Genomic DNA, 16,186 nt, shown 5'->3' with positions numbered 1-16,186 from the left:
CAATGAACTCCCCACATACCGACTCGTCTCAACGTTGCCTCCGGCACTCAGAAGGGCTACCCAGCAAACTCAATAACTGGTACGCCCGCCATGCCCGCGACTTGCCGTGGCGCCACCCAGACACAACCCCATGGGCGATCCTGCTCAGCGAAGTGATGAGTCAGCAAACGCCTGTCGCCCGTGTGATTCCTTTGTGGCAAGCCTGGTTGGAACGCTGGCCCACCCCGGCGGATCTAGCGGAGGCGCCGAAGGCAGAGGTTCTGAAAAAGTGGGCTAACCTGGGATATCCCCGGCGCGCCTTGCGCCTACGCGAGTGCGCTATCGCCTGTGTGGAGCGCCACGGTGGAGAGGTCCCCCGCCGCATCGCCGAGCTGGAGGCCCTGCCCGGCATCGGAAGTTACACCGCACGCGCTGTCGCCGCTTTCGCTTTCGGCCAGGCTGTGCCCGTGGTCGATACGAATGTTCGGCGCGTCTACCGTCGCCTCGTCGATGGACGTTTCTTGCAAGGTCCCGCGAGGGCGCGGGATCTGGCGGATGTGGCATCGTTGCTGCCGTATGTGGATCCGGATCCTCGTTTGGTTGGACGCCAACTCCCCCACTCGCCACACTCTCAGCCTTCCGCCACAGATTCTGTGACCGACGATGCAAACCTGATGTGTGCTGCCCTCATGGAACTAGGCGCCCTGGTCTGCACAGCGAAAAACCCAGCGTGCGACCGCTGCCCTGTCGTCGATGACTGTGCGTGGGTGATTGCGGGCAAGCCCCAGCCCACTGAGGCTGAAGCGACAGCGGCTGCCCGACGGGTGCAGAAGTTTGAGGGAACGGATCGCCAAGTGCGCGGAAAGATTATGGGGCTACTGCGGGAAGCAGGAGAAGGGGGCGTCACTAAACAAGAAATAGACCTCCTATGGCCTGAGCAGGAACAACGAGAACGAGCTTTGCAATCGCTACTCGTCGACGGGCTCATGGATTACAACGAGGGCAAATACCACCTGCCTCACTAGGTGGTGACGGACGGGGCTAGTGCGACTTAGCTTTTGTACACGAATGTGCATTAGAGTGATATACGTTACCCAAATCACATTTAGGAATGTTCTATGTCGACTTCAACAACCTCGACTTCGAAGCGTCCGAAAACGACGGGAACCGTCGTGGCCGTGGGCCTCATGTTGTTCTCCATGTTCTTCGGTGCCGGCAACCTCATCTTCCCTCCGATGCTTGGCGTGGAATCCGGTGAGCACTTCACGCCCGCCATGATTGGCTTCCTCCTCACCGGCGTCTTGATGCCAGTGCTGACGGTTATCGCCATCGCGATTTCCGGAACCGGTGTCCGCGACCTAGCCTCCCGCGCCGGCGCCGTGTTCGGCCTCATTTTCTCCATCGTGGCTTACCTGTCCATCGGCGCGCTCTACGCCGTGCCGCGTGCAGCGGCGATCGGCTACGAGCTGGGCATCGAGTCCACCTTTGACCTCACGGGTGGCTGGTGGCGCTTGGCTGGCACATTCGCTTTCTTCCTGGTCTGTTACCTGTTGACGCTGTGGCCTGGCAAGGTTGTGGACACCCTGGGCAAGGCCCTCACTCCAGTACTGCTGATCCTGCTGGCAGTGCTGGCTGTAGTTGGCCTACAGAAGCTGCATGACCCGAGCATTCCTGCGACCGAGGCATATTCCTCTAATCCCCTAGTCAACGGTATTTCTCAGGGCTACTTCACGATGGATTCCATCGGTGCCCTTGCGTTTGCGCTGATTGTTGTGAGCTCTTTTAGCCAAAAGGGCGAAACCGATCACAAGCGAATCGTCAAGCTCTCCGGTATTGCCGCTTTCACCGCAGGATTCTTCCTGATGATGGTCTACCTAGGTCTCGGACTGGTCGGTGCCCGCATGCCCGACAAAGAAACCTACAGCGACGGCGCGGCTATCCTGAGCTCCGCTGCACACCTGACTATGGGCGAAACCGGCGAGATTGTGTTCTCCCTGATCGTGCTGCTGGCCTGCATCACCACCGTCGTTGGTCTGACCGCGGCAACTTCCACATTCTTCCACGAACTGGTTCCGGCGATCAGCTACCGCTGGTGGGCAACGATCCTCACACTTGTTGGTCTGGCGATTGCAAACCTTGGTCTGGAAAAGATTCTGAGCGTCTCCGGCCCTGTGATCGGCCTAATCTACCCGCCGGCGATCGTGCTCATCACCCTGTCCTATGTGCACCTGCTATGCCGTCAGCACAAGCTGGTGTTCTCCTACCGCATTGGTGTGGCCGTGGCTTTCGTGTTCTCTTTCATCGATTTCCTGGCAGCGCTAAACGTGCCGGTCGAGCCGTTGCAAAATGCACTGAGCTGGGTTCCATTGATGGATGCTGGCATGGGTTGGCTGCTACCCACCATCGTCTTCACTGCCATTGGCTTGGCTATCGACTTGAGCCGCAAGGTACCCAACGACGAGGATCAAGAGGTCGACCTTGAGGCACTGGATCCTTTCACCGCCAATGTGGATAACGCGGATGACGAGCAAGTAGACGACGCTACCGAAACCACTAAAAGCACCACTTAACCCCGTTTGGAACATCTAACTAGCGCAACCTAACACTTAGGGCCGTTGAAGCGTTTAGGATTTTTCTATGACGTTTTCTCGCCCCGGTTCCAACCGTTTTCTTAGCTCCCTAAGTTCCCGTTTTCTCTCCGTAACCTGTGCAGCTCTCCTGCCTGTCGCCGGAGTTTCCGCTGCTGCAGCCCCAGCGGTCGCCGCCCCTGCGCCGGGCGGCTTTTATGGTTCTGTCGACGGCTCGCTCTCCAAAGCTGCGGCAACAGGCAGTGGCAAGTCCGCCGTCGGTTCCCTGCCGAACTACGATCCAGACAGCTTCTACTCCTCCCTGCCGCTCCAGGTAAAAGGCAAGCCGGGAGAAATCCTGAAAACTGCCCCGAGCAATTTCGCCTTGGGCATCCCCTTTGTCGACTGGACGAATAGCGAAGCCCAGCGCGTGGCTTATGTTTCCACCAACTCCCGGGGCGAGACGGTTCCTGTGACTGGCACAGTTTTGGTCCCCCGCGCGCCCTACACCGGCGGTGGTGAGCGCCCGTTACTGGTAGTCGCGCCAGGCACCCAGGGCAGCGGTGATGCGTGTGCCCCAGGCAAGCTACTGTCGATGGGTTTGGAATACGAAGCCGCTCCCGTTGCAGCAGCCCTCTCCCGCGGTTGGGCTGTGGCTCTCACTGACTTAAATGGCCTGGGTACACCTGCCCAGCACACATATATGAACCGTGTGGATCAGGGAAATGCCACCCTAGATATGGCTCGCGCGGCGAAGAACCTGCAGCGAGTTCCACAGTCCGCACCGGTTGCCCTGTGGGGCTATTCCCAGGGTGGCGGCTCGTCTGCTGCAGCACTGGAGCTGGCTCCCACCTATGCCCCGGAGATTAACCTGAAGGCCGGCTATGCAGGCGGTGTGCCTGCGGATCTGCATACCACGTCGGTAGCCATCGATAATGGCCCGCTGGCCGCCGCACTCGGATACACCCTCAACGGATTTTTGATCTCCAACCCAGAGATCCGCGGCACCGTCGAAGAGCATATGAATGATAAGGGCAAGGAGTTTGTGCGCCAGACCGCGAGCGAATGCCTTCCCGAATCACTTTTGCGTCACGCGTACACGGACACCCGCACCCTGACGAAGTCCGGCGAGTCACTGACGGAGCTATTGCAGGAGCAGCCATTTAAGAAGCTTGTTGACGCCCAACGCATCGGTAACCGCCCGCCTCAGGTTCCTGTGTACGTCGGCCATGGCACAAACGACGACACGATCCCGGTAGAGCAGAGCCGACGCATGGCACGCCAGTGGGCAAAGGGCGGCACGAAGGTGAACTACGTGGAGCACACCCTCCCCCACACCGTGCCGCTGGGCGATCACATGCTGCCAATGCTAACGAACCTGGTACCGGCTCTGGACTGGTTGGATAACGTGATCCACGGTCGGCCAGTTCCATTTAACAAGGCCTAGGCCGCTTTTTATGAGGCCTAGGCTGGCTTTTCGTTAGCCTTTCTGATCCCAATCGTCGCCGGATTCGGCGGCGTCAAAATCCTTATCCTCCGGCACACTGCCCTCAGCGGCGACAGACACAGCTTCCTGTGCCTCGTCGGCAGCTTCATCCTCGCCAACCTCTGGCAGAGGCTTGGGCTTGGTGCCGAACACGAACTTCGCATCGTCGCCCTTGGATTCGCCGTCCCAGTTCTCGACGTCCACGGTGACGATCTCGCCTGCTCCGATCTCGCCGAACAGGATCTTCTCGGACAGCTGATCTTCGATCTCGCGCTGAATGGTGCGACGCAGTGGACGGGCACCCAGAACCGGGTCGAAGCCGCGCTTGGCCAGCAGGGACTTCGCCTGCTCGGTGAGCTCCAGATCCATATCCTTCTGCTGCAGCGCAGTGCGTACGCGCCCCAGCAGTAGGTCGACCATCTGCACGATCTGCTCGCGGGTCAGCTGGTGGAAGACCACGATGTCGTCGATACGGTTCAGGAACTCTGGGCGGAAGTGCTTCTTCAGCTCGTCGTCGACCTTCTGCTTCATCCGCTCGTATTGAGTGTCCTCGTCGGCTTCACCGGAGGAGCTAAAGCCCATGCCCACAGCTTTCGAGATGTCCCTGGTACCCAGGTTGGAGGTGAAGATCAGAACGGTGTTCTTGAAGTCCACCATGCGCCCCTGGCCATCTGTCAGGCGACCATCTTCCAGCACCTGCAGCAGGGTGTTGTAGATCTCGGTGTGTGCCTTTTCAATCTCATCGAAGAGCACCACGGAGAACGGCTTGCGGCGAACCTTCTCGGTCAGCTGGCCACCCTCGTCGTAGCCGACATATCCCGGAGGGGCACCGAACAGGCGGGAGGCCGTGAACTTGTCATGGAACTCGCCCATGTCGATCTGGATCAGTGCGTCGTCGTCACCGAATAGGAACTCGGCCAGAGCCTTCGACAACTCGGTCTTACCCACACCGGACGGGCCGGCGAAGATGAACGAACCAGACGGACGCTTCGGATCCTTTAGCCCGGCGCGGGTACGGCGGATCGCACGAGAGACAGCCTTGACGGCATCGTCCTGGCCGATGATGCGCTTGTGCAGCTCGTCTTCCATATGCAGCAGACGGGTGGATTCCTCCTCCGTCAGCTTGAAGACAGGGATACCGGTCCAGGTGCCCATGACCTCGGCGATTTGCTCTTCGCCGACTTCGGCAACCTCGTCCAGTTCGCCTGCACGCCATGCCTTTTCCTTCTCGGCGCGCTCTTCGCCCAGCTTGCGCTCATCATCACGCAAAGCTGCTGCCTTCTCGAAGTCCTGCTCGTCGATAGCCGCTTCCTTCTTACGGCGTACCTCGGCAATCTTGTCGTCGACCTCCTGGATCGACTTCGGGGCAGTCATGCGCTTGATGCGCATACGTGCACCCGCCTCGTCGATCAAGTCCACGGCCTTATCCGGCAGGAACCGGTCGTTGATGTAGCGATCTGCCAGCTGAGCCGCGGCGGTCAGTGCGCCATCGGTGATCGATACACGGTGGTGTGCCTCGTAGCGGTCGCGCAGGCCCTTCAGGATCTTTACGGTCAGCTCGACGGAAGGCTCTGGTACCTGTACCGGCTGGAAGCGGCGCTCCAGGGCAGCGTCCTTCTCGATGTGCTTGCGGTATTCATCCAGGGTGGTCGCGCCGATGGTCTGCAGCTCGCCACGGGCCAGTTTCGGCTTCAGAATGCTGGCTGCGTCGATCGCACCCTCGGCAGCACCCGCGCCGACGAGGGTGTGGATCTCGTCGATAAACAGGATGATGTCGCCGCGCTGGTTGATCTCCTTGAGCACCTTCTTCAGGCGTTCCTCGAAGTCACCGCGGTAGCGGGAACCCGCCACCAGGGAACCCAGATCCAGGGAGTACAGCTGCTTATCCTTCAGCGTCTCCGGCACCTTGCCGTTGACGATGTCCAGCGCCAAGCCTTCAACCACAGCGGTCTTACCCACACCGGGCTCACCGATCAGCACCGGGTTGTTCTTGGTGCGGCGGGACAGAACCTGCATCACGCGCTCGATCTCGTTTTCACGACCAACGACCGGGTCGAGCTTGCCATCCTTGGCTGCCTGGGTGAGGTTGCGGCCAAACTGATCCAGTACGAGGGAGTTGGACTTCTGTCCGGGTCGGCTCGGTGCGCCATCAGCGCTACTGCCAACTCCGGCGGTGGCAGGCTCGCCACCGCCGTTGTCCTCGTCGTTCCCCTCGTAGCCGCTGAGCAGCTGGATGACCTGCTGGCGCACGCGGGAGAGATCAGCGCCGAGCTTCACCAGCACCTGGGCAGCCACGCCCTCACCCTCACGGATTAGGCCGAGCAGAATGTGCTCGGTACCGATGTACTTGTGGCCCAGCTGCAGCGCTTCGCGCAGTGCAAGTTCCAGCACCTTCTTGGCGCGCGGAGTGAAAGGAATGTAGCCGCTCGGCGGGTGACCACCGGTGCCGATGATGTCCTTTACTTCGGTGCGCACGGCATCCAGGGAGATCCCCATGGATTCCAAAGCCTTGGCCGCTACACCCTCGCCTTCCTGGATCAGGCCGAGCAGGATGTGCTCAGTGCCGATGTAGTTGTGGTTAAGCGCGCGTGCTTCCTCCTGCGCCAACACAACGACGCGGCGCGCGCGATCCGTGAACCTCTCGAACATGGTGTGCTCCCTTTTTCAAAAGATGTAGCTTGCGTATTCGCCAATGTTGCCCACCTTAGCCGTGAGTGCGGACAACTCATATCGCCTTCCGTACAACTCTGCGCCGTTCCTCCTTTATTCCGACGCCACCCCCACCCCAGATACCCAAGTATCAGCAGGTCAACAGACAATTCTAGCCACACATTTTAGGCTGTACGCCGTCAGCGAACGCACGTCTCGATAAGCGCTTGCGCGGCAGCAACTCAGCCTAATTTGCACCTACCACCCCGCTTCAACACCCGCTTTCTACACGCGCCCCCACATATGTTGTTCTCATAGTTATTTTTTCAAAGTGAGACATTTTCGTATCTAGAACATTACAGTGATGTAGACCACTGAAGCTCGCCAAGCCTAGCTCACCAAGCCTGAGGAAGACCCCTAAGGAGAGTCACCCAAAAATGAACGCAGCAGCCGCCGCTCAGTTGCCGAAACCCACCCTCACCGATCACATCGGGACTGCTGGCACACTCCTTAAAGGCACCCTGCCCCTGTTCAAATCCGGAGTGCTGGGCTCCATGAGCCCCGTCGCCGCTTCCAAGGCTCTCAAGGGAGTCTTCCAATGGGCATTCCTTCCTGCCGGCCTACTTGCCATCGGTGCTGCTCGCGACCCCTACCACACAGCCATTATCGATGACGCGGGCTCGATGACGTACCAAGAACTCCACGAACAATCTACAGCCTTGGCGCAAGCCCTGTTCCGCACCGGCGTCCGCGAACGTGATCGCATCGGCGTTCTGTGCCGCAACCACCGCGGGTTCATTCTCACTCTGTGCGCGCATGGCCGGCTGGGTACGGACATTGTCCTCTTCAATACGGGGGCGTCGGCAAAACAGACCCAGGCCGTGATCCAGGAGCAAAAGATCGACATCCTCTTTATCGACGAGGAATTCCTGCCGCTGCTGCCGAAGGATTTCGATGCTTGCCCGGTGATCATCGCTTGGGAAAACGGCGATACGCTGGGGCTTTCCCGCGAGGCCGAGGAAGCGTTGAAGAAGCCTTCCAATATTCGCGACGCAATCGCAAGCGGAGACTACGCCACCCGTAGCGAAGACTGGGCGTCCCTCAACGAGGTTCTGCGCACCACGCCGGAGAACCTCTCTATTCCCAATCGTCCGCGCCAGGGCCGCACCATCATCCTCACCTCAGGCACCACCGGCACCCCCAAGGGCGCGCGGCGACCGGAGCCGAAGACGTACATGCCAGCGTCGTCCATCATGAGCCGCATTCCGATGCGCCACCACCGTCCGTCGTTCCTTTCTGCCCCCATGTTCCACACCTGGGGTTTCGCGCAGATCCAGCTGGCTCTGGCGCTGCGCAACACGATGATCATGCAGCGCCGCTTCTCCCCCGAAGGCGCCGTCCAGCTGATTGAGAAGAACCGGCCGTACACGATTGCCATGGTGCCGACGATGTTGCGCCGTATGTTGGAGGTTGTGCCGGAGGGATTTAACCCGGGCACGAAGATCATCGCCACTTCGGGCGAGGCTCTGCCGCCGAATGTTGTGCGCGAGACTCAAAAAAAGTTCGGCGATGTGCTGTACAACCTATACGGCTCCACCGAGGTCAGCTGGGCTTCTATTGCAACACCGGAGGATCTGCGCAAGCACATCAACACCGCCGGCAAGCCGCCCATGGCTACAACTCTGAAGATCCTGGACGACAACGGCACTGAACTGCCGGAAGGCGAGATCGGTCGCATCTTCGTCAAGAACGACATGCTGTTCGAGGGCTATACCCGCCCCGGCTCCGATAAGGAGATCATCGATGGCATGGTCGCCACTGGTGACCTCGGGTACTACCAGGATGGACTGCTGTTTATTTCCGGTCGCAGTGACGACATGATCGTTTCCGGCGGAGAGAATGTCTTCCCCCAGGAGACGGAAGATGTGGTCAACTCCATGGACTTCGTCGCGGAGTCGGCCGTGCGTGGTGTGGCGGATCCGGAATTCGGACAGGCCCTGTGCGCGTGGGTTGTACCGGATGGCAAGACTGCCGCCGAACTGACTGATGCAGAAAAGGCGGAGTTTGAGGAGCAAGCAAAGGCGGAGGTCAAGGCGCATCTGGCTCGCCACAGCGTGCCGCGCTACTTCATCTACCTGGACAAGCTCCCCCGCAATGCGGTGGGCAAGGTGGTTCCGCGCGAACTGCCGCAGCCCTAAACGAAAACCAACCTAAGCGGAAACCAATCGGGCTGGGCTCCAAACACCGCCCCACACAGGTGCGTGTCCGGGTGCGCAATAATGAGGGGCATGAACCAGCAACAATCTCAGACCCTCCGCCCGCGCGTTCTATCCATCGCCGGTACCGACCCGACGGGCGGAGCCGGCGCACAGGCCGATCTCAAATCCATCATGGCGGCAGGCGGCTATGGCATGTCCGTCATCACCGCACTCGTTGCACAGAACACGCAGGGCGTGCGCGAAATCCACACTCCCCCGCTGGATTTTCTGCGCGCGCAGCTCGATTGCGTCTTTGAAGACGTCGCCGTTGATGCCGTAAAGATCGGAATGCTTGGCGATACAGCAACCATTCAGGCTGTGCGCGATTACCTGCAGAAACACCATGTCACTACGGTGTTGGATCCCGTGGCTGTAGCCTCCTCCGGCGATCGGCTGCTCACTGCCGATGCCGAGGACGCACTGCGGGACTTTGCTGCTGCTTCTTCTGTGGTGACGCCGAATCTCCCCGAGCTGGCACTCCTTACCAACACCGACCTCGCCAGCAGCGAGCAGGAAGCAGTGGAAATCGCGACGCAGTGGGCGGCAAAAACCGACACCACCGTGATCGTGAAACTGGGTCACCTCGCCGGGTCGGAGGCCGGAAATATTGCCGTGGCCCCATCCGGGACAACCCACAAAGTCAGTTCGCCACGGGTGGAAACCAAAAACACCCACGGCACGGGGTGTTCATTGTCCTCTGCCCTGGCCACGCGGCTGGGGGCAGGCGATTCCTTAGAGCAAGCACTGGAATGGTCCACTAAATGGCTCAACGAGGCCATCGCCAATGCCGACAAATTGCTAGTCGGTAAAGGCCATGGCCCCGTTGATCACTCGGTGCGCCTGTTTTAACAGGCTGGGCGCCTTAAGCGCTGGCTCTTACTTGAGCTCCTTGGAGGAAAGACCCAGCTCGCGTCGTGCAACAACCAGCTGCTGAATCTGCTGGGTGCCCTCGAAGATGTCCAGGATCTTGGAGTCGCGAGCCCACTTCTCCAGCAGGTCACGCTCGGAGTAGCCATAAGCTCCGGCCATCTCCACCGCGCGCAGGGTCAGGTCGGTAGCCATGCGACCGGCCTTTGCCTTGCACTCGGAGGCTTCCTTGCTGTTCGGCTGCTTGTTGTCGGCCATCCAGCCGGCGCGCAGCGTCATCAGGTATGCGGCTTCCCAGTCGCTCTCCAGGCGAATGTACTCGCTGGCAGCTGCAGGCTGGTTCCACGCCGGGGCGTCGTAGTCGATCTCCACACCAGCATCGGTGAGGATCTCGCGCAGCTTTTCCAGCGCGGCGCGAGCAACACCAACGGCCATGGCGGCAACCATGGGGCGGGTGTTGTCGAAGGTGGCCATCACGCCACCGAAGCCCTTCTTGGTGTCCACCTCCGGGGAACCGAGCAGGTTCTCCTTCGGGATGCGGACGTTGTCCAGGATGAAGTGCGCGGTGTCGGAGGAGCGGATGCCCAGCTTGTGCTCCAGGCGAACCAGCTCGAAGCCCGGGGTGTCGCGCGGGACGACGAAGGACTTAATAGCTGCGCGGCCTGCGGACTTGTCTACGGAAGCCCAGACGACAACGTGGGTGCAGCGTTCACCGGCGGTGACGAAGATCTTCTCACCGTTCAGGACGTACTCATCGCCATCCAGCTTGGCGGTGGCGGCGACGGCTGCGGAGTCGGAGCCGAACTGCGGCTCCGTGATGGCCATAGCGGCCCAGATCTTGCCGAAGCGCTCGAGCTGCTCATCGTCGGCCACTGCGGCGACGGCTGCGTTACCCAGGCCCTGGTAAGGGATGGAGAGGGTCAGTCCGACGTCGCCCCAGCAGGTCTCGATGACGTTGAGGATGGAGGCCATGTTGCCGCCATTCTTGACGCCCTTATCTTGCTTCTTGGCATCGCCACGGCCACCGGAGGCACCAGCCATTGCCTGGCCGGCATCTGCCATACCCTCGACCAGGCTGGCCATGGTGTCCAGCTCAACGGGGCGCTCGTGCTCCGCGAGGTCGTACTTGCGGGAGATCGGACGGAAGATTTCGGCGGCGGCCTGGTGCGCTTGGTTCTGGCCCGCCTTCAAACGCTTGGGGAGTTCCAGATTAATCATGATGTGGTTCCTTGAAGTTCCTAGTGCTTATTCGATATCGATTCGAATGTGTGGCGGGAGTTAGACGACGACTACGCCTTCGGCGATGCCAATGGCGCGCATGTCGCGGTACCAGCGCTCGACCGGGTGCTCCTTGGTGAAGCCGTGGCCACCCAGCAGCTGCACGCCGTCGAGGCCCATGACCATGCCCTTGTCGGAGGCGTAACGGCGAGCCAGACCGGCCTCACGGTTGAAGGAGAGGCCCTGGTCCAGGCGGGACACACCGCGCAGCAGGATCAGGCGCAGGCCGTCGAGCTCGATGCGCAGGTTGGCGACCATGAAGGCTACGGCCTGACGGTGCGAGATCGGCTCGCCGAAAGCTTCGCGCTCGTTGACGTACTTCTTGGTGTACTCCAGGATGGCTTCGCCGGTGCCGGCTGCCAGTGCGGCCCAGCCCAGGCGGGAGCGACGGATGATCTCCGCGTAGTTTTCCTTGCGCTCTTCAGCGGACAGGTCCTTGCCGCCCAGCAGCTGGCTGGCGGGAACGCGGACGTCCTTCAGCAGAACGCGCCCCAGGGCAGCGCCGCGCAGACCCATGGACGGGTCAGCCTCGACAACGAGACCCTCGGTATCGGACTCGACGATGACGAAAGTGTTTTCACCGTCCAGGTTGACGGCAATGATGAACAGCTCAGCCTTGCCTGCGTTCGGAACCATGGTCTTCACGCCGTTGATAACGATGTCATCGCCCTCGCGGACAGCAGTGGTCTGGAGAGTGAAAGGATCGAACAGCGGGCGGGACTCAGAGACGACCACAGCGGAGGCCGGGACGGATTCGCCAGCGAACTCCGGCAGGTAGGTCTTCTGCTGGGAGTCGTCACCGTAGTTGGTGATGACATTCGCCACGCCAGCCGGCGCCAGGATGGCAACAGCCTGGCCCATGTCGCCGAATGCCAGAGCCTCGGCGATCAGGGCGTTGGTGGTAGCGCCAGAAGCAGAGGCGATGCCTTCATACTCCTCCGGCAGGTTGATCAGGGCAACGCCCAGCTCGGCGGCTGCTTCGAGCAGCCCCTCAGCCGGCTCGGATGCCTCATTCTGGTCGTGGCCGGTCGGACGCAGGCGCTCTTCTGCGAACTCGCGTACTGCGGCGACGATCATCTCCTGATCCTCGGTGGGGGTCAGGTCAAACAGTGCCTTACCCGGTGCCGGCGCCTCAGTCGGGACTGGCTGGTTGTTCTCGTCGGTGGTCTGGTTTGCCAGACGAACCGGCTTGCCGGAGCCCTTGATCTTCTTGAACTGGCGGTTCACGGCACCGAGGGTGCGCATACCGGTCTTAGTGGACTGATAGGCAACGCGGTCGACCTTCTTGCCGAGGCCGTACTTCTCTGCCAGGTCGGAGCCTGTGAACTTCGTCAGGACTCCCATAACCGTGCCGATTGCATCTCGCTTGATGTTGTTCAGGCCAGGAGTTGAATCGGCACGCTTGCTTCGGTCGCTCATTTCGTGCGGCCACCTTTCACTGGTTGTCAGCGCAAATCAAATATCTGCATGTGCGGATAATTATGTATGTAGCGTAAACCACTCTAATGGCGCGCGTCACACTTTGGGGCAATTGGCGTCCTGAATTACACCCGAATACGAAAAAAGGTGCACGATTGTGCACCTTTTGCGCTGAACGGCAACGCTGGTCGGGTGGTCGCCACGGGTACCACCCGAGGGGATCCCTAGCGTCTGTATTAGTTACTAGGTATGCCGCTCGACTAGTTGTCGCGCTCTGGCTTCACGATCGGGAAGAGTACGGTTTCGCGAATGCCCAGGCCGGTCAAGGCCATCAGCAGTCGGTCGATACCCATGCCAGTGCCGGCTGTCGGCGGCATGCCCTGCTCCATGGCTGCCAGGAAGTCCTCGTCCAGACGCATTGCCTCGTCGTCACCATTGGCGGCCAGGCGTGCCTGATCCTCGAAACGCTCGCGCTGAATAACCGGATCCACCAGCTCGGAGTAGCCGGTGGCCAGCTCGAAGCCGCGGACGTACAGGTCCCACTTCTCCGTCACACCTGGCTTGCTGCGGTGCTGGCGGGTCAGCGGGGAGGTCTCGACCGGGAAGTTACGCACGAAGATGGGGCCTTCCAGCTGGTCCTCGCACAGGACCTCCCAGATTTCCTCCACCAGCTTGCCGTGGCCCCAGCCACCCTTGGCGGGAACGTCCAGGCCAATAACCTTGGCGATCTCCTTCAGTTCCTCAACGGTGGAGTCGATCGTCACCTCCGGCTGGCCGGGGTACTTGCGCGCAAGTGCCTCGTTCAGCGAGGGGTACATCTCGATTTCCTTCCACTCCCCGCCGAAGTCGAACTCGGTGCCGTCGGCCAGGCGCACCTTGCCGGTACCCTCCAGGTCGGTGCCCTTGGTCAGCTGGTCCACGATGTACTGAATGGACTCACGAGTCGTGCGGGCGCAATCGTCATAGTCACCCCATGCGGCGTAGGTCTCCAGCATCGCAAACTCCGGGGAGTGCGACTTATCCACACCCTCGTTGCGGAAGTTGCGGTTGATCTCAAATACCCGGTCGATGCCACCCACCACGGCGCGCTTAAGGAAGAGCTCCGGCGCGATACGCAGGTAAAGGTCAATGTCGAGCGCGTTGGAGTGTGTCACGAACGGACGGGCCGCCGCGCCACCGTGCAGGGTCTGCAGCATCGGGGTCTCGATCTCTACGAAGCCCTCGACCTCCATGTAGTCACGCAGGGCGCGGATGACCTTCACGCGGGTCATCGCGTTCTTGCGGGCTTCCTCGCGCACGATCAGGTCGTTGTAGCGCTGGCGCACGCGCGTCTCTTCGTTCATTTCAGCGAAGGCAACGGGCAGCGGACGCAGGGACTTCGCGGCCATAACCCACTCGCTAGCCATGACGGACAGCTCGCCGCGGCGAGACGCGATCACGCGACCGGTTACGCCGATGAAGTCACCGAGGTCCACGTCGGCCTTCCACCCAGCCAGCGCATCCTCGCCCACCTCTGCCAAAGACAGCATGGCCTGCAGCTGGGTTCCGTCGCCATCCTGCAGCGTGGCAAAGCAGAGCTTGCCGGTGTTGCGCATAAAGATTAGGCGTCCAGTGACGCTCACGACGTCCTGGGTTTCTTCGCCAGCGGCGAGGTAAGTGACGCCCTCTGCTTCAACCGGCTGCTCTTCAGCTTCACCATCAGTCTTCTTCACGGCCCACTGTGCACGCACCTCGGCTAGGGAGTGGGTACGTGGCACCTCGACCGGGTAGGCATCCTTGCCGGACTCGATGATCCGTTGGCGCTTCTCGCGGCGGATGCGAAGCTGTTCGGGCAGGTCTTGTGCGGGGGATTTTGCTGCGTCAGTCACGTTTACAAAGCCTAGCGCATGGCGCGGTGGGGTTACGGATTGAGGCATGTGAGAGGTTCGGGAGTGTTAGCTTGGAGGAACATAAGGCAGGTTTGCCCTTTTATTCCTAGGTAACGTTGCACAAGATTCAAAGGAAGCGTGCCCCATGTTTTCCTCACACCCGACTTCCCCCACCCGCAAGTACGCCCGCGTTACAGCAGCCTGCCTGGCCGCGGGTGTTCTAACCTTCACCGCCGGTTGCTCTGTCTTCCAACGTCCCGATGGAGCCAGCGAAGAAATTTCTTTCGGCGGCAAGAAGGACGGCTCCGGCAACGGCAGCGACTCCGGCAATGACAAGGGTCAGCCCGCGGCCGGAAACTACTCGGAGGTTTCCAAGGAGATCGACGACAACCGATTGCGGGAAATCTTCAAAGACGGCAACTTCAGTGACTGCGATCTAGGTCAGGATTTCTACAACCAGGCCTATCTCGATAGTTCAAAGGTTCTTCCCCTGGACTCGGCGGATATTTTTGTTAATTCCGAAACCTGCGCAGGCTTTGCCAAGCCAAAGAACAATGCTGACCTCCCGGAGGAAGTAAAGAATACGTCCAGCTATACCGCACTATCTGCCACCAAAGAGCGCCCAGACCTAGCGGATCTGATGGGCGACGATGCCGAATTTTCTGAGCTCTCCGACGATGGCATAAAAGGCTGGAAAGTTGCGACCAAGGATGAACTTTGCAGCCTTTCTGGTCCAGAGGGAACTCCGTTAGAGAACGCGGAAATCATGTCCACACACGGGTGCGACACCATCAAGCCTCTATTACGTTCACTAACGAATCTGGGCAACCGCTACCAGGAGCTTGAAGGCAAGGAAGCAAACATTGGCGGCGCTGAAGGGCCTCAGGAAGTTGGCGACCGCGTGGAACTCAACATCGTTGACGATGGTTTTCTCGAGAATCGAGAAAAAGCCAAGTCTAAGGATGAGGCAGTCACTGAGAAGGTAGGCCTCGGCAGGACGGAAATGAAACTGAAAAACCCCGAGGTCTTAATTGACAATCCTCGGGACTATGGCAAATTCTGCGCCGAGGTGGAGTATGCATACGAAGACGAATCACCGTTGTTCCCTCCATCCGAGATAGGTATGCAGACGCCGGATGGCGAGTACTGGGTGATGAAGATTGCCGGCAAGACCGTAACCCCTATGTCCGACGGCAAGGGCAGTCAGCATTTCTGCTCGGAAGCTGGCGTTCCTTTTGATGACACCGACTTCATCATTATTGGAGCGGACACGCTCACGACTACCCAAAAAGACCTGGAGGAAGATGGAATGCCTCTGTGGCGCGTCCATGTGAAGCACAACGACGACGGGAAGTACGAAGTTAGTTAAGCCTCCGGGTGGCGCGGGTTCTTGAGCCCCGAGCCGTCCGGCACGTGGGCCGGGTCTCCGCCGAGCTCCACCTGCTTGTTGTTCTCGTCCACGAAAACCACGCGGGAGGCGTAGTCCTTCAGGTCTTCCTCGCTGTACTGGGCGTACCCGATAATTATGACGAGATCACCGGGACTGATTAGGCGCGCGGCGGCACCGTTGATACCGATCACTCCGCTGCCTCGGTCGCCGGTGATGGCGTAGGTCGTCAGGCGGTTGCCGTTATCGATGTCGACGATGTCGATCTGCTCGCCTTCAAGGATGTCGGCAGCTTCCATCAGATCAGCGTCGATGGTGCACGAGCCGACGTAGTGCAAGTCGGCCTGCGTAACTGTCGCACGGTGGATCTTTGATTTCAGCATTGTTCGCAACACGGGTGAACACCTTACTCGCGGCACAGCAATTAA

11 protein-coding genes are annotated in these 16,186 nt (G+C 60.1%); 6 read left to right on the top strand and 5 right to left on the bottom strand.

What is annotated here, in order from left to right; translation table 11 throughout:
- The first annotated feature begins 2 nt into the window (after window positions 1–2).
- The 3 genes from AC05K6_RS04040 to AC05K6_RS04030 all read left to right on the top strand — a co-directional run bounded on the left by AC05K6_RS04040 (window position 3) and on the right by AC05K6_RS04030 (window position 3,993).
- The gene (locus AC05K6_RS04040; RefSeq protein ID WP_476727844.1) at window positions 3–1,004 is read left to right on the top strand and encodes an HhH-GPD family protein; all 1,002 of its coding nucleotides are present in this window, start codon (window positions 3–5) and stop codon (window positions 1,002–1,004) included.
- Between the two features lie 93 nt (window positions 1,005–1,097).
- Entirely contained in the window at window positions 1,098–2,549 is a 1,452-nt protein-coding gene (gene brnQ, locus AC05K6_RS04035) for a branched-chain amino acid transport system II carrier protein (protein ID WP_293791074.1), read from the top strand.
- 67 nt (window positions 2,550–2,616) lie between these two features.
- Entirely contained in the window at window positions 2,617–3,993 is a 1,377-nt protein-coding gene (locus AC05K6_RS04030) for a lipase family protein (RefSeq protein WP_476727843.1), read from the top strand.
- 33 nt (window positions 3,994–4,026) lie between these two features.
- Here the strand turns inward: AC05K6_RS04030 and AC05K6_RS04025 are convergent, their stop codons facing one another.
- Window positions 4,027–6,681 (bottom strand): ATP-dependent Clp protease ATP-binding subunit, encoded by a 2,655-nt coding sequence (locus tag AC05K6_RS04025; protein ID WP_476727842.1) that lies wholly within the window; start codon window positions 6,679–6,681, stop codon window positions 4,027–4,029.
- A gap of 437 nt (window positions 6,682–7,118) precedes the next feature.
- On the opposite strand from AC05K6_RS04025, the gene AC05K6_RS04020 reads away from it, so the two are divergent.
- Together AC05K6_RS04020 and thiD are read left to right on the top strand one after the other, a co-directional pair.
- A complete protein-coding gene (locus tag AC05K6_RS04020; RefSeq protein ID WP_293791071.1) occupies window positions 7,119–8,879 on the top strand; it encodes an AMP-binding protein in 1,761 nt (586 codons plus the stop codon).
- Window positions 8,880–8,969: 90 nt separating this feature from the next.
- Window positions 8,970–9,788 (top strand): bifunctional hydroxymethylpyrimidine kinase/phosphomethylpyrimidine kinase, encoded by an 819-nt coding sequence (gene thiD, locus AC05K6_RS04015; protein ID WP_476727841.1) that lies wholly within the window; start codon window positions 8,970–8,972, stop codon window positions 9,786–9,788.
- Window positions 9,789–9,815: 27 nt separating this feature from the next.
- Here thiD and AC05K6_RS04010 read toward each other — a convergent pair whose 3' ends face one another.
- The 3 genes from AC05K6_RS04010 to lysS form a co-directional block, all read right to left on the bottom strand.
- A complete protein-coding gene (locus AC05K6_RS04010) occupies window positions 9,816–11,024 on the bottom strand; it encodes an acyl-CoA dehydrogenase family protein (RefSeq protein WP_476727840.1) in 1,209 nt (402 codons plus the stop codon).
- A 60-nt stretch (window positions 11,025–11,084) separates the two neighbouring features.
- A complete protein-coding gene (locus tag AC05K6_RS04005; protein WP_293791068.1) occupies window positions 11,085–12,503 on the bottom strand; it encodes an acyl-CoA dehydrogenase family protein in 1,419 nt (472 codons plus the stop codon).
- 260 nt (window positions 12,504–12,763) lie between these two features.
- Entirely contained in the window at window positions 12,764–14,371 is a 1,608-nt protein-coding gene (lysS, locus tag AC05K6_RS04000) for a lysine--tRNA ligase (RefSeq protein ID WP_476727839.1), read from the bottom strand.
- Between the two features lie 145 nt (window positions 14,372–14,516).
- Between lysS and AC05K6_RS03995 the strand changes: the two genes are divergently transcribed.
- Window positions 14,517–15,740 carry a hypothetical protein gene (locus tag AC05K6_RS03995; RefSeq protein ID WP_476727838.1) on the top strand — a complete coding sequence of 408 codons (1,224 nt, stop codon included), beginning with the start codon at window positions 14,517–14,519 and terminating at the stop codon, window positions 15,738–15,740.
- Here AC05K6_RS03995 and panD read toward each other — a convergent pair.
- On the bottom strand, window positions 15,737–16,153 hold the full coding sequence (gene panD / locus AC05K6_RS03990) for an aspartate 1-decarboxylase (protein WP_293791064.1): 417 nt from the start codon (window positions 16,151–16,153) through the stop codon (window positions 15,737–15,739). The two genes, AC05K6_RS03995 and panD, sit on opposite strands and share 4 nt — an antisense overlap.
- Window positions 16,154–16,186: the final 33 nt, after the last annotated feature.

It is taken from the genome of Corynebacterium sp. TUM25020 (assembly GCF_056388495.1).
The sequence above is the reverse complement of the archived record's forward strand: the minus strand, read 5'-3'. Positions and strand labels throughout refer to the sequence as shown.